Genomic DNA, 14,066 nt, shown 5'->3' on the forward strand with positions numbered 1-14,066 from the left:
AAAGGCGCTATAACGCGCCATTTTATATATTTTTATCTAAAAATTAAGTTTCAATTTTATAGCAAGGAGTATAAACAGCACCTGGTAGTTTCATACGGCCTTGTGCGACAAACGCAGAAAGTAACTTATCCATCTTTAACATAAGTGATTTATCACCTGAAAGAGAGAAAACACCGTGACGTTTAATTGCTTTGATACCTTCATCCTTAACGTTACCCGCAACAATTCCCGAAAAAGCACGTCTCAAATTTGCTGCCAACTGCTCTTTTGGTTGATTTATTTCTAAATTCAGGTTTGCCATATTATCATGAGTCGGTAAGAAGGGTAATTGGAACTCAGGTTCTATTTTCAAAGTCCAATTGTAGTGGTAAGCATCACCTCGCTCTTTTCTGTACTCACGAACATTCCGCATATTGTGTGCGAGGTATTTTCCAACCGCTTCAGAATCATTAATAATTACTTTAAATTTAGCGAGAGCTTCATCACCTAATGTGTCACTGACGAATGTAACTAATTCTTCAAAATAAGCACGCGAAGATTCTGGACCTGTGAGTACTACAGGTAAAGCTTGTTTAGCATTTTCTGGGTGAAGCAAGATACCTAATAAGTAGAGGAGTTCTTCTGCAGTGCCTGCACCACCAGGAAATATAATGATGCCATGCGCAGTTCTGATAAACGCTTCAAGTCGTTTCTCGATATCAGGCATAATCACAAGTTGATTAACAATTGGATTTGGTGGTTCGGCTGCAATGATGCTAGGCTCTGTCAGTCCTAGATAACGACTTTGTGTAAAGCGCTGTTTGGCATGGCCTATAGTTGCACCTTTCATAGGCCCTTTCATTGCACCAGGCCCGCAGCCAGTACAAATATTTAAATTACGCAGACCAAGTTGGTAGCCTACCTCTTTTGTATATTTATATTCTTCTTCTTTAATCGAGTGGCCTCCCCAGCATACAATCATATTAGGGTCTTCACTTGGCTTTAATACACGAGCATTTCTTAACATATCAAATACCACATGAGTGATATGCGAGGAACTTGTAAGATTAATCTTTCCATCATGATATTTATCTTTTATAAATAAAATATCACGTATTACAGCTAATAAATGTTCGTTAATACCTGTAATAATTTTTCCATCAACAAATGCATGCTCCGGTGGGTTAAGAAGTTCAACTTTTATGCCGCGCTCGCGGCAGAGTAGATTAATATCGAAGTTTTTGTACTTATTGTAGATTTCTTCACTGGAATCAGTATGGCTACCAACATTTAATACAGCTAAAGAGCAATTACGGAACAAGCGGTATAATTCACTAGTTGAAGAACGTTTTAATGCTTCAACTTCAAGTTGAGAAAGTAAATCAAGCGCACCAGATGGGTTTATCTGTACTTGCATAGGCGTCTCCTTCAACGTCTAGAAATTTTATAGTGTGCTTATTAAAAGAACATCAATAAGCACTTAATTTAAATATAGTTTTTATCAGAGACTAAACAAGTTATTTTTTTATAACAACACGATCCCGTCCAGTTTTTTTAGCTTCATAAAGAGCATTGTCAGCGCGATCAAATGCAGCCTGCATAGAATCACCTTCTTTAAGCTGAGTTGCACCGAATGAAATAGTGATTGTTACGGACTTTTGTTTGAATTTAAATGGTATAGCCTTTACTGTCCTGCGAAGCTTTTCAAGCGGAACGTTTATTTGTTCTAATTGACTATGTGGCATGATCAAAACAAACTCCTCACCACCAAAACGTGCGATAAAATCAGTCACCCGGATTGCTTTTTTAAGCGCTTTTGCAACTACTTGTAATGTTTTATCACCAGCACTGTGTCCATAATTGTCATTGATTGATTTGAAGTGGTCTATATCTGCAACAACAATACATAAATCATGTTGATCACGTTTAAATGTATTATATTCGAGAGCATATCGCTCATCAAAAGCTGCTCTATTCGGTAATTGAGTGAGGCTGTCCTGTAAACTTTTGAAACGTTGTTCAGCCAAACGCTCTTGATAATGTTCAGTCTCTTTCTCGAGCTTATTTACTCTTTCACCCATATCTTTGAGCGTCTGAACAAGTACTTCTCGCTCTTGTTGTTCTAATTTCTCTTTTGCTGCTAAATCAAAAGTGAGTGACTCCATTTTCTCAGCAATTAACTGTTTTAGCATGTTTATGTTTTGTGCTGAATCAACATCTTGGCTAATGTTATTCATTTTTTGTTGAATTTGCCTATTTAAGCTTTCCATTTGTGAGTTAATTTTACTAGAGCGTTTAACAGATTCCGTTAAGCTTTCTTGTAGAATGGATAGCGTCTCATTTATCGCAAATAAAAACTTTTGAGCAGATGCTCGCTCTTGTGAGATTGTTTCGACAATAATACGAATTATTTCTACACAACATTCTAGTAAAACAGCTAGATTAAATTCACTTGAAATACGTTGTTTTATAGTATCTATTCGTTTGCCACTTTCACCCTCAAACGCTAATTCACTCATTAAATTTTGCAATTCCTGTGCTAATTCAGGTGATTCAAACGAATTTGCGGGAACATTGATTTGAGCATTTTTTTCGAGCACTAAATGATAGATTTCTACTAAACGAGTAAGTACAGGTATAAACTCAGTGGCAGCTTTGACATTTTGAAGGTCGTTACTTAGCAACACACGTAAATTGCGGCGCAAATCATCTGGTAACCCCTGTCTTCTTTGTAACTTTTTTCCAGCCGTTTCAACACTAAGATGCAGTGCCTTTAAATTAGATTCAGCTCTGTTAGCCTGCTCTTTGAAGAGTGAAGAAATCTCTTCTAATAAGGGTACGAGATGTTCGTAATCAACACCTTTTTGAATGGTACTACGATATTTGGCAAGGCGATTGTCTAACTCGAGATCGAGTCCCTTACAAACAAGTGATAATTTAGCAATAAATTGTGATAAATAATCAATTTGAACTTTGTAAGCATGTTCTAACTGTTTACGTCCTTTGATAGCCGAATCGAGCTTTGTGCGTAGTATACTAACTTCCTGAGACACCGTGATTTATACCTATTTCTTTTATGCTTATAAAGTTTATCTCAATGTAGTACTAATATCGACCCAAAATATTCGAATAATTGATATTAGTAAAATTTATGCTAATTATCTCGAAAACTAGCGTTAATATAATGAAATTGCTAGGGTATATAAAATTTAACAATAAAATAATTCCAATGAAAGCGCTTACAATTGTCTTGTTATTTCTTTTATTAAGCTCCTTTAGCCCATTTATCCATGCAGATGTTAATTATCTACTAACAATAAATAATGGTACACATCACATAGGCAAAGTTGATGTTGTTTTTCCAAGAGGGAATACAACACTTGAAGTGTCTTTACCTTCTTGGCGAACAGGACGTTATGAAATACTAAATATGGCAAATGGAGTTAGGTTATTTGATGCAAAAGATGAAAAAGGCAATGCGTTAACATGGCAGAAAAAAGATTCAAACACATGGAGAATTAATGCTATTCCAACTTCTAAGACATACATTTCTTATGAAGTGTATGCAAATGAATTAGCCATGCGTTCCCGTCATATTGATGATAGTCATGCCTTTATAGATGCCTCTGGTTTTTTTATGTTTTCAGAAAAACATAGAAATGAAAATGTAACTGTTGATTTAAAAGTGCCCAGTGATTGGCGCAGTGTTTCTGGAATGGATAAGGGGAAACATGAGCACCAGTTTGTTGCAAAAAACTACGATGTTTTAGTTGATTCGCCGATTGAAACCGGCATTAACAAATTGTTTAAATGGCAAGTAGATGGCCGTGACTATGAACTTGTTATTTGGGGTGACGGTAATTATGACACAGATAAAATGATTAATGACTTGAAAAAATTAGTGAAAACAGGTAAAGACATTTGGCACGCTTATCCATATAGTCGCTATGTATTTATGGTGCATGCAACCAGTGGCGCACGTGGCGCTACTGAGCATTTAAATTCAACCATAATACAAAGGCAACGTGATTCCTTTTTTGAAAGAGATGATTACATAGGTTTTATTACTACCGCATCTCATGAGTTTGTTCACACATGGAATGTAAAGGGATATCGCCCAAAAGGGCTCACGCCTTATAATTATACAGACCATAATTACACCGATTTACTGTGGATTGCTGAAGGCTCAACCAGTTATTTTGATGATTTACTGCTTATTCGTGGCGGCATTATAACGCTTAAAGAGTATTTCAAAGCTTTATCAAAAAATATAAATAAACACCTTGAACGCCCTGGTAGAGAAATTCAATCAGCGGCAGACACCAGTTTTGATAAATGGATTAATCAAGGCGGCGATCATGATATTAACTATTCAACAAATATTTACAGCGAAGGGGCGCTTATTTCATGGGCGCTTGATGCAAAATTAATTGAAGATAGTAAAGGCAAGGTAAGTTATCGCGACGTACATAAAACACTGTATAAAGACTTTCCATTACCTAAAGGTTTCACAAATCATGATGTTAAACAGATTTTAAAAACCCTATCAGGTAAAGACTACAACTTATGGTGGCAACAGAATGTTGACTCCCCAACAGAACTTAATTTTGAGCACATGTTAAATACAGTAGGGTTAGTTTTCGATTATCCTAAAGACGTTACCTTTGATGCCCAAGCTGAAATATCAGGTAAGTATGAAAATGGTCAATTCTTTGTTGAACGCGTTAAGAGAAACGGTGTTGCTTGGCAAGCTGGATTAACAACGGGTGATATCGTTATTGCGATAAATGGTAAGCGTATTAGTGAATCATTTGATAAATACATTAAACGTTTTAACTCTGGCGAAAAAATCCAAATTAGTTACTTCCGTCGTGACACTTTAAATACAACTCAACTTACATTGAGTGAAAAAGCAAATAAACCTAAAAACATCCGTTTAGCGAAAAATCCATCACGTCAACAAAAAGCCTTATTCAAAGCTTGGCTAGGTGTTGAATACCCAAAAAGCCTTTAACTTTTATGAGGTACTAACTCAGTGTTAATACCTCTTCTTACATCTTTATTCAATTTTTTATTTACTTATCGTTGTTCAAAATAAAAAATAACAATTTATCAAATACACATTAAGGAATAATAGTGTTAAAAAATTTATTAGTCATCTTTCTTTTTATCCCGTTATCTCTGGTTGCGAAGGACTATAGCTCCCTTTATAACAAGCTGGATAAATCGGTAGTTATTATTTATTCAGATACCCAAGAGGTGCGTGCAGAAGCAAACCAGTTAGTAACTAAAACAGCAAGTAGTTTGGGAACTGGCACTCTCATTAATAAAGAAGGCTTAATTTTAACCGCAGCGCATGTAGTTAATAGTGCAGATGAGTTAACTGTTAATGTTAAAAACCGTGGTGAGTATAAAGCGAAGGTAATTGCTAGTTTTCAGGCTGCTGATATTGCGCTTATCAAATTAATTACAAATAGCAAAAATTTCCCATTCGTTAAATTAGGTGATTCAGAGAAAGCCAAAATTGGTAATGAAGTATTTGTTATCGGTACTCCTTATGGCCTTGAGCATACTCTGACAGTGGGCCATTTAAGTGGTCGACGAATTCATCAACACCCAAGCTTTAACAAAATTGAATTTATTCAAACTGATGCCGCAATGAACCAAGGTAATTCAGGCGGGCCACTTTTTTTAGCTAGTGGCGAATTGATTGGGGTTGTAAGCTACATTCAGTCTCAATCAGGAGGTAATGAAGGTCTTGGTTTTGCTGCAAGTACCGCGATGGTAAAAAATATTTTAATCGACCAACCAATGGTCTGGTTTGGTATTGAATATAGCTTTTTAACACCGGTAATGGCTGCAGCTTTAAATGTACCGCAAAGAGCAGGGCTTTTAATCGAAAAAGTGGCAACACAAAGTTTCGCAGAAAAGCTTGGGTTGAAAGGGGGAGTAATTCCTGCTGATATTGATGATACACCGGTTATTCTAGGTGGCGATGTAATCCTTGCGATAGGGCCACATATTTTATCAGGTGAAGAACAAAACTATTTGAACATTCTAAAATATATAAAATCGCTTAAAGGCGGCGAGAAAATTAAATTTAAAGTATTGAGAATGGGGCTCGAATTGGAATTGGAAGCAGAATTGCCAAATGTAAAAATAAAATTGTTATAATATCTGTCTTAAAACAAATTACAGAAAAGAACCCTTAGAACTTTCTTTTCTGTAAGTTTAAACATATTATTAACAATAGTTTAAAAGGAGTTTAACTATGGCTAAATCAGAAAACAAAGGATCATTACATAAAGATCTTTTTTTGTACTTTATACTTGTAATTGCAATTGCTGCAATTCCTGTGATTTATTTTCAATTTATTCAATAAACGATATCTACCCTTACACTACCGCCAACAAGATAAACAATTCTAACACTATTATTTTTATGAAATTGCATGTTATGGTCAATATCTTGAACGACCATAACACGCTGCTTATCTTCAGTTAGGATCAACATTTCAATTAGTTGTATTGTTTTTTGTTTGTAGCGTGAAGTACGATTGTTAGCAATTGAAGCGCCGATTAAAGAGCCTAAAACGGTAGCAGCAACTTGACCGCTACCGTCGCCAAATTGATTACCAATTACTCCGCCAATAACTGCACCACCAAAATGATGCCATCCTGCTGATTTATCTCTAACAAGCTCGGTTTCTGTGATTTTACGTACAGATTCAATTTTGCCATAAACGACCTTTTCAACGGGCACCGCTTTATTGCGTTCATATGCATCAACTGATGAAGTCATAGTAAGCAAAAACAATGACCAATTAATGACAAATATTTTTATAATCATATACTTACCAGCCTATACGTTTTTTTTCGCGATTTTTACGGATCTCTGTTTCATCGGCCCATTCTACTAGCCCTGTTTTTAAATCCATCAAACGCATTGTAAATTTGTAATAAACATCTTGTTTATCTTTATTAAACTTAACAATACTTGATAGATTGCCGTAAAGCATATATTCGGCACCTACATGTTGGCCAAATGCGATTGCTGAATTAGAATCAACCATTCCACCATCTTGTTGATAGGTTAATTGTGCTCGTGCAGCTTCAACACGTGCCATATCAACAAAGCGTACACTTCCAGAGCGCAATAACTTAGTCGAAATAGAATCAGTAATTGATTCTGTATCGATATGTTCGCTGGTTTTATTTTTAATTCTTTCAACAAAGAAAATAGGGCGCCCATTTTTACTAAACTCAGCCATAGCAGGTGAAACTAATAAAGAATCTGTCATCTCTGCAGCAACTTTTTGCAGATCGGTTGATCCAAAACCAATATCAACCGTTTCAACTTCGGTTGCATCTCCATATGTAACAACTTCACGGTTGGCACAGCCTGTTAGTGTAAGCGTTGCTATTACTGCGGCTGCTAATAGTGTCTTTTTCATAAAATACCTTCAAAATTTATTGGTTATGCATTAAAACCGGTAAATCGTTTCATTAACTTCACGCACATATAGTGTAAATTTTGCAACGTTTTTTGTTGGCGCAATTGCACCTAAGTTAACCACTTGATGGCCATGTAGCGCCAATGACTTCCACGGCTCTTTACCTTCTTCTATCACAAAACCATCTTTATCAAACCAATTAAAATGATATTGTAAGTTCTGTGTTTTTCTATAACTACTTGTTAATTCTAGGTTTACATCAAGCAATCCATTAGTTGTACGGGTTAAAACGTTGGAAATGTATAAACGCTGTCCGAGCTCTTTATTATCCACTCTTAGATGCTTTTGCCATGAATCATTAATTGTGATTTGATCAATTCCCGTACCTGATGTGACAGGCTTGTTGGCACACCCTTGTAAAAATAATAGAAAAATAAAAAGCGCGATAGAATGTTTCATAACTTCACCTATATCGTATAAACAGAAGTGTTAAAGGTTGAGCCAATAGAGACAACTTTAATTAAAACCGACTGTTTGGCTTGAGAGTTAATCGTGATGGAGCGTGTTTGCCCATTAAAATCAATATTTAGAATATGCTCACCGTGAGGTAAGTAGGTTTTAGCAACTTGGTAATTATTTGCCAGTGTTAGCCACGAGCGCGTATCAGCGCGTTCGCTTGCGAGGTTGTAAAACGTAGCAATAATATTTCCTATATCGCCACCGTTTCTAGCTGCACTTTGGCGAAATTCTTCTTTTGCTATTAAGCGGGTAATTTGCCTTGCAATAATTCCTGGCATGCGATCTTTTAAATCTTTAGCTGCAAGCGATGATAAATGAACTATTGGTTCAGTCCTAATATTGGTGGATGCAATATTTACCAATGCAGATGTTTGTGTTGATAAACTCTCGGTATAACTTGGCATTGCCACACTATAAAAACGCATATCATTACTGGATGTGAAAATAGGTAAATCAATTCGCGATTCCACTTTTTCTGGAATAAGTCCTTGCTCAAAAACAATGAGTACCGGGCTTAGTTTAGAATTACTGCTTTGCGAGGTTCGATTAAATTGTTGCTTGAATAAGTTATATTCATCATCAAAAGATAAATATTTTGCTAACCGTAATAAATCATCCTGTAAGTAGGTATTGTTTGGAAATATTTCAATGGCACGTTTGTAATCTATGTAAGCTGAGTTGTATTCACCTACAGCTTCGTATAAAAATCCTGATAAATAAAACGTAAAGGCGTTTTGAAATCCATTTTTAACATCACCAATAAGTGAGTCCATACTCGGGTAACTGTCATACAGCTCATTTAAATCAATATTTGCATTAACTGCGGCTTTCTCTAGCGAAACTGCATTTAGCTTTAGTGCTTGTTCTTGAACTAAATTGGCTCTTCTTATTTCAACTAATGCTGCTTCAATGTTATTAAGCGCAATAAAATTAAGTGCTTGTAAAGTATGAACCATGGTTTGTTCGTAGTAGGGGACGAAATATTCTCGAACATTATCGTTGGTTAAAAAAGACGCCGTGGTTTCTAACCCTTTGCTTATTTCGATTGATGCAGCAAAGTTCTGCGCATCTATGTGTGTTAGCGCAATATTAAAATCATCTTTGCTTTGTTCAAATTGATGATTAAGTTGCATTACACGACCTTTTTCAAGCTGATTTAGAGTAAAAGAAACATTATTGTTTGAAAGTGCAGGCAATAATGAAGGTGCATTAGCTACATCATTTCGTGTAAGTGCACTTCTTACAGGCGCAATTTGCTGATTATAATTTGTGAATAATTGGCTTCCTGAGATACTGCTACATGCATTTAATGTGGCAATCAAAATGGAACCAATAGTAAAACGAGCTATAAAACGCAAATGTTACCTTAGTTAATTTACTTATCTTTGTGTTTTATAGTATGTAATGATAACGCTGTGTTTTCACGTTTTTTGTTGTTGAAATTTGTAAGTATTTTATAACAAAAAAGCCATGCAATGCATGGCTTTTACTAGAATGTTATTACGTTACTAGTTAAATGTAGGAACTGAACGTTCTTCTCTTCTTGGCTTGCTTGTTTTCTTTTTAAACGTTTTCATTGAACGATCATCATTGAAACGTTCACGCTTACGAGGTGGACGTTTACCTCGATTATCAGAATCAAAGCCAGCATTAAGAGCTGCGCCTTCAACTAAGCTAGGGTTGATTTTATGGCGACGAATTGTAACATTCATCAGCTTTTCAAAACCTTGGCCTGGTAACGTTTTTGGTAATTCAACATGGCAGTGATTATCGAACAATTTGATGTTACCGATTTCACGTGAATTAATACGCACTTCGTTTGCAATTGCGCCAACGATATCACTTGGTTTAACACCTTGTGCACGACCTACAGCAAATTTGTATGTAGCAAAATCACCTGGGTTACGACGTTCACGACCACCATCACGGCCACGACGCTCGCCACGATCACCACGTTCATTACGCATGCCATCACGACCACGACGTTCACCACGCTTATCAACAGGATCTGCTTGTGGGAATAACGGTAACTTTTGTTGTAACTGATATAGCATCGCTGCAGCAAGTTGTTCCGTTGTGATATCAGTATCTTCGGTAAACTTTGCAAGCACTTCTGTGTATTTATCAAGGTTAGGGCTTGCTGCTACGCTGATTAACTTTTCTTTTGTTTTTTCAATACGGTGTTTGCTCAACTGAGTTGCATCAGGCATTTCAAAAGGTGTGATTTGACCTTCTGTTGCACGCTCTAAACGGTTTAATAAACGCATTTCACGGTGTGAAGCAAATAAAATAGCCTCACCCTCACGGCCAGCACGACCAGTACGACCAATACGGTGAACATATGATTCACTATCAAATGGTAAATCATAGTTAATTACGTGACTGATACGTGGAACATCTAAACCACGAGCTACTACGTCTGTTGCAATAAGAATATGGATACGACCATTCTTAAGTTGATCCACAATACGCTCACGATCTTGCTGTTGCATGTCGCCATTTAAAGCAGCTGCTTTAAAGCCTTTGTTGACAAGGTGTTCACTGAGCGTAAGTGTGTCATTACGGGTGCGTACAAAGACGATCATTGCATCATAATCTACAACTTCAGCAATACGTTCAAGACCTGCTGTTTTGCCGATTGCGCCAACACGCCAAGCACGCTGTGTAATATTAGCTTTAGCTTGTTTTTCAACAGCAATCTTTACGTGTACAGGATCAGTTAAGAACTGAGAAGTAATCTTTTTGATTGGTGCTGGCATTGTTGCAGAGAAGAATGCCATTTGAGTATCTTCTGGCACATGATCAAGGATCCATTCAATATCGTCTAAGAATCCCATGTTAAGCATTTCATCAGCTTCATCCAATACACATGCTTTCAGGTTATCTAAGTTTAAACGGCCTTTTTCGATGTGATCCATCATTCGACCAGGTGTGCCTACAACAATTTGCGGACCACGTTTTAAGTCACGGTTTTGAATGGTGTAAGATTGACCACCATAAACAGTCGCAACATTAATACCACGAATGTTTTTAGCAAAATCTGTAATTGCCTCTGCTACCTGAATAGCAAGCTCACGTGTAGGACATACCACAAGCATTTGTGGTGCATTTACGTTTTCATCAATACGTGCAAGCAGTGGTAAACCAAAAGCAGCGGTTTTACCAGTACCAGTTTGTGCTTCACCAAGTACATCATTACCTGCAAGTAACGCCGGAATAGACTGTTGTTGAATCGGAGTAGGCTCTACAAAACCAAGTTCTGTAATTGCGCTAAGGATAGGGGTAGGAAGGGATAGTTCTTCGAATAAAATTTTGTCGTTTGACATCTACTACTCAACTTTTTTGCGGCTTTCGCCTAATTAAGATACACAGAGGTAGAGGCCAAATGTAGAAATATACATGGCAGCATATAACACTTATGAATAAATACTCATTAAGTTATGTTTGGTCCTTACCTCGTCACACAGTATACGCATTTAAAGCGTAATTTCCGACGGATGGCTGATAAAGTCCCAAAACACAGCGCTTGCCGGAGAACGTGCACTATACAGTAATATAAAAGGTTTGCAAGTAAATTGCTTGACAGGAACAGTTGTTAATTGTGATTTGATACACTATTTAGCTTTCTTTTGTTAGATATTAACGATAATTCGTATGCTTAAATATAAAGACTATGTTTGTAGCTTACTTTAAATTTGAGTACATAAAGATATCCATAACAAACTCAAATAAGAAAACCTTTATATTTTAATATTTTTGTCCTTCATAAATTTTAATAAAAAGAAAATTATGAAAATAAACTGTTACTAATGTGAGCTTAATGTACACTGAGCTAGACTAAATTGTAGACAGATTGATTTTAACTAAAATTTTCATTGTTAAACAAAAAGCAGTGTATATAATTCGCTCAAAATTCATTTAGGAGCTATATTATGCTAAAGCTATTAACAGTACTTTCTCTCACTGCGTCATCAGTTGCCTTCGCAAGTAACGATGTTGCACCAAATACATTTTATACTTCAGTATGTAATGTAGCCAAAGCAGATGGATTTCAAGCGGCTAAGTCGTTCGCAAAATCACAAGGCGTCTTTATCAGTAAACATTATTCAGACATTGAATGTAATGGTGTTGCAATTAAACAATTTGCTAAAGCAAAAGAATCATCAAATCTATCAACGAAAAAGTTTGAATTAATTGATGACAGCAGTGCGACACAGTTATGTGCAAAAGCGGCTAATTTAGGTGTAAAAGCGGTTTCAAAACGTTCAGCTAAAGTAAAAGCTTTGAAATGTAATGGTGTGCCGGTTGTTGAATTTGTAAAGAGTGTTCAAACTCAAAGCTAAGTTTTAAGGGTGTGATAATTAAGTTATCACACCCATTTTTTTATCTTGCCAAAAACTCAGAACGTGTATTGGTATTTGTTTTAAAAATACCCCCTAAAGCGGTTGTCGACGTATCTGAAGTTGCATCCATCACACCACGACTTTTAACACAGTAATGTGTTGCATTAATTGAAACCGCAACATTCTCTGTCTCTAATAACGTTTGTAAAGCAATGAGTATTTGTTGCGTAAGGCGTTCTTGAACTTGTGGACGCTTTGCAAAAAAACGCACAATACGATTGATTTTAGATAAGCCTATTATCTTTTCACTTGGAATGTAAGCAACTTTTGCGTAACCATCAATCGTCACAAAATGATGCTCACATGTACTAGTCAATGAAATGTTATTCACTTTAACCATTTCATCAACTTTCATTTTATTTTCAATCAATGCGATTTTTGGGAAATTTTCGTAATCCAGCCCTGCAAAAATTTCACGAACATACATTTTAGCAATACGGTGAGGAGTTTCATTTAGGCTATCATCTTCTAAATCTAAACCAAGCGTATCAACTACCTCTGTAAATAAGTCTTTAATTTTTTCATATTTTTGCTCTGGACTTAAACCTACATCTTTAAGTGGGGTTTCAAGGCCACTTGCTATTAAGGCTTGCTTTACGAGTTTGGCTTCATTGGAAATCATGTTACTTCCTAAATGTTGGCTGTGTATAGCCAGATTTCACTTTTAACAATTAAAAGTGAAGATTAACGACGCATGTAAAGCGCCATATTGTAGAGATTTTAGTGAAATTGACAATCAGAAAAGTAATTTGAATCACAGCCAGGCATGCCTTTGCCTAAAATTCACTCTAATTACTCGCAAGTATGTAATTTTTTACAAAGCATTAAAGGCTTTTTACCTTAATACTTATATCTAATTTACATATCTATTTGTATTATCGTTATAACTAGAATTGAAATTCAAAGTAGGGTAGTTTTGAATTATCTATGAATAAATAGTCAGTGCTTTTTCTATGAAAATACTTGTTTTATTATCAGTGGTGTTTCTTTTTGTTTTACTTTTAAACTTGTTTGGTCGCTTTTTAGCTAAACGTGCAGATAAAAATAAATAGTAAAATGGTGACGCTTCTTGATAGAATAAAATCACTATTAGTAAAGAAGTATATAGTATGGATCTAGTACAATCCCTTTTTAATTACGCATGGCAAATTGTGGTTTACCTATTTTTGCTGTGGCTTGTATATTATTTCTTTACTAATACTTCTCGTATTACCAAAGTTACGGTTTCTTTTATTTCAATTTTAGTTGTTGCAGTCGGCATTAGTACTGGTGTTCTTGAAGAACAATTTAATGATATTGACGCAGCCTCTGAACAACACATCATTCATATTAAAGCGATTCAAGAAACGTACGATTCTTAATGTTAAAACCGCAATGATTTCATGAAGGTTTTGTACTTAGAAATGCAAAACCTTTTTTATTATATTAAGACTAAATTAAACCTATCAACAATATCCAAACACACAAAATAAACACCTATAATGTACGTTATGTTAAATAGATTATGCTTAAGTAATCTTGTTATCCTTCCTGGGAATTTCAGTGTTTGTCAGGAAATTTTCAAAAAGTCAGGAATAACTCTCTGCTCAAATTTATATTAATTATTCTTATCCAACGCTTATGGAAGTTATTATTGTGACCACAAGTTCAGTCCAATACCCATACAAATCATTACTTATTTACACTTGTACGGCATATTAATTGGTTTTATG

12 protein-coding genes are annotated in these 14,066 nt (G+C 35.7%); 4 read left to right on the forward strand and 8 right to left on the reverse strand.

Translation table 11 applies throughout. From position 1 onward, the window contains the following. Positions 1–43 precede the first annotated feature (43 nt). Together ppnN and ABYD77_RS05535 are read right to left on the reverse strand one after the other, a co-directional pair. On the reverse strand, positions 44–1,396 hold the full coding sequence (gene ppnN / locus ABYD77_RS05530; RefSeq protein ID WP_372767801.1) for a nucleotide 5'-monophosphate nucleosidase PpnN: 1,353 nt from the start codon (positions 1,394–1,396) through the stop codon (positions 44–46). 100 nt (positions 1,397–1,496) lie between these two features. Further along, the gene (locus ABYD77_RS05535) at positions 1,497–3,032 is read right to left on the reverse strand and encodes a diguanylate cyclase (protein ID WP_372767803.1); all 1,536 of its coding nucleotides are present in this window, start codon (positions 3,030–3,032) and stop codon (positions 1,497–1,499) included. Between the two features lie 176 nt (positions 3,033–3,208). On the opposite strand from ABYD77_RS05535, the gene ABYD77_RS05540 reads away from it, so the two are divergent. Both ABYD77_RS05540 and ABYD77_RS05545 read left to right on the forward strand, forming a co-directional pair. Then, complete coding sequence (locus tag ABYD77_RS05540) at positions 3,209–4,993, forward strand: M61 family metallopeptidase (RefSeq protein ID WP_372767805.1); 1,785 nt, start codon at positions 3,209–3,211, stop codon at positions 4,991–4,993. A 122-nt stretch (positions 4,994–5,115) separates the two neighbouring features. After that, the gene (locus tag ABYD77_RS05545) at positions 5,116–6,153 is read left to right on the forward strand and encodes a S1C family serine protease (protein WP_372767807.1); all 1,038 of its coding nucleotides are present in this window, start codon (positions 5,116–5,118) and stop codon (positions 6,151–6,153) included. Between the two features lie 201 nt (positions 6,154–6,354). Here ABYD77_RS05545 and ABYD77_RS05550 read toward each other — a convergent pair whose 3' ends face one another. The 5 genes from ABYD77_RS05550 to ABYD77_RS05570 form a co-directional block, all read right to left on the reverse strand. Beyond that, positions 6,355–6,828, reverse strand: coding sequence for a glycine zipper 2TM domain-containing protein (locus ABYD77_RS05550; protein ID WP_372767809.1), 474 nt, complete (start codon positions 6,826–6,828; stop codon positions 6,355–6,357). 4 nt (positions 6,829–6,832) lie between these two features. Continuing rightward, positions 6,833–7,432: a penicillin-binding protein activator LpoB gene (lpoB, locus tag ABYD77_RS05555; RefSeq protein WP_372767811.1), complete on the reverse strand. Its 600-nt coding sequence runs from the start codon at positions 7,430–7,432 to the stop codon at positions 6,833–6,835. A gap of 30 nt (positions 7,433–7,462) precedes the next feature. Next, the gene (locus ABYD77_RS05560) at positions 7,463–7,891 is read right to left on the reverse strand and encodes a YcfL family protein (RefSeq protein WP_372767813.1); all 429 of its coding nucleotides are present in this window, start codon (positions 7,889–7,891) and stop codon (positions 7,463–7,465) included. A gap of 8 nt (positions 7,892–7,899) precedes the next feature. Next, positions 7,900–9,309, reverse strand: coding sequence for a COG3014 family protein (locus ABYD77_RS05565; protein WP_372767815.1), 1,410 nt, complete (start codon positions 9,307–9,309; stop codon positions 7,900–7,902). A 150-nt stretch (positions 9,310–9,459) separates the two neighbouring features. After that, positions 9,460–11,277 carry a DEAD/DEAH box helicase gene (locus ABYD77_RS05570; RefSeq protein ID WP_372767817.1) on the reverse strand — a complete coding sequence of 606 codons (1,818 nt, stop codon included), beginning with the start codon at positions 11,275–11,277 and terminating at the stop codon, positions 9,460–9,462. A 606-nt stretch (positions 11,278–11,883) separates the two neighbouring features. Between ABYD77_RS05570 and ABYD77_RS05575 the strand changes: the two genes are divergently transcribed. Continuing rightward, the gene (locus ABYD77_RS05575) at positions 11,884–12,294 is read left to right on the forward strand and encodes an exonuclease III (RefSeq protein ID WP_372767819.1); all 411 of its coding nucleotides are present in this window, start codon (positions 11,884–11,886) and stop codon (positions 12,292–12,294) included. A gap of 40 nt (positions 12,295–12,334) precedes the next feature. On the opposite strand, the gene folE is transcribed toward ABYD77_RS05575, so the two are convergent. Beyond that, positions 12,335–12,976 carry a GTP cyclohydrolase I FolE gene (gene folE / locus ABYD77_RS05580; protein ID WP_372767821.1) on the reverse strand — a complete coding sequence of 214 codons (642 nt, stop codon included), beginning with the start codon at positions 12,974–12,976 and terminating at the stop codon, positions 12,335–12,337. A 487-nt stretch (positions 12,977–13,463) separates the two neighbouring features. Between folE and ABYD77_RS05585 the strand changes: the two genes are divergently transcribed. Beyond that, positions 13,464–13,715, forward strand: a complete 252-nt coding sequence (locus tag ABYD77_RS05585) for a hypothetical protein (protein WP_372767823.1) — start codon at positions 13,464–13,466, stop codon at positions 13,713–13,715. Positions 13,716–14,066: the final 351 nt, after the last annotated feature.

The organism is Pseudoalteromonas sp. (assembly GCF_041629635.1).
GTDB lineage: Bacteria > Pseudomonadota > Gammaproteobacteria > Enterobacterales > Alteromonadaceae > Pseudoalteromonas.

Coding starts and splice junctions, on each gene's coding strand:
- ppnN (WP_372767801.1), bottom strand. CDS start 1,396: ATGCAAGTACAGATAAACCCATCTGGTGCGCTTGATTTACTTTCTCAA.
- ABYD77_RS05540 (WP_372767805.1), top strand. CDS start 3,209: ATGAAAGCGCTTACAATTGTCTTGTTATTTCTTTTATTAAGCTCCTTT.
- ABYD77_RS05550 (WP_372767809.1), bottom strand. CDS start 6,828: ATGATTATAAAAATATTTGTCATTAATTGGTCATTGTTTTTGCTTACT.
- lpoB (WP_372767811.1), bottom strand. CDS start 7,432: ATGAAAAAGACACTATTAGCAGCCGCAGTAATAGCAACGCTTACACTA.
- ABYD77_RS05560 (WP_372767813.1), bottom strand. CDS start 7,891: ATGAAACATTCTATCGCGCTTTTTATTTTTCTATTATTTTTACAAGGG.
- ABYD77_RS05570 (WP_372767817.1), bottom strand. CDS start 11,277: ATGTCAAACGACAAAATTTTATTCGAAGAACTATCCCTTCCTACCCCT.
- ABYD77_RS05575 (WP_372767819.1), top strand. CDS start 11,884: ATGCTAAAGCTATTAACAGTACTTTCTCTCACTGCGTCATCAGTTGCC.
- folE (WP_372767821.1), bottom strand. CDS start 12,976: ATGATTTCCAATGAAGCCAAACTCGTAAAGCAAGCCTTAATAGCAAGT.
- ABYD77_RS05585 (WP_372767823.1), top strand. CDS start 13,464: ATGGATCTAGTACAATCCCTTTTTAATTACGCATGGCAAATTGTGGTT.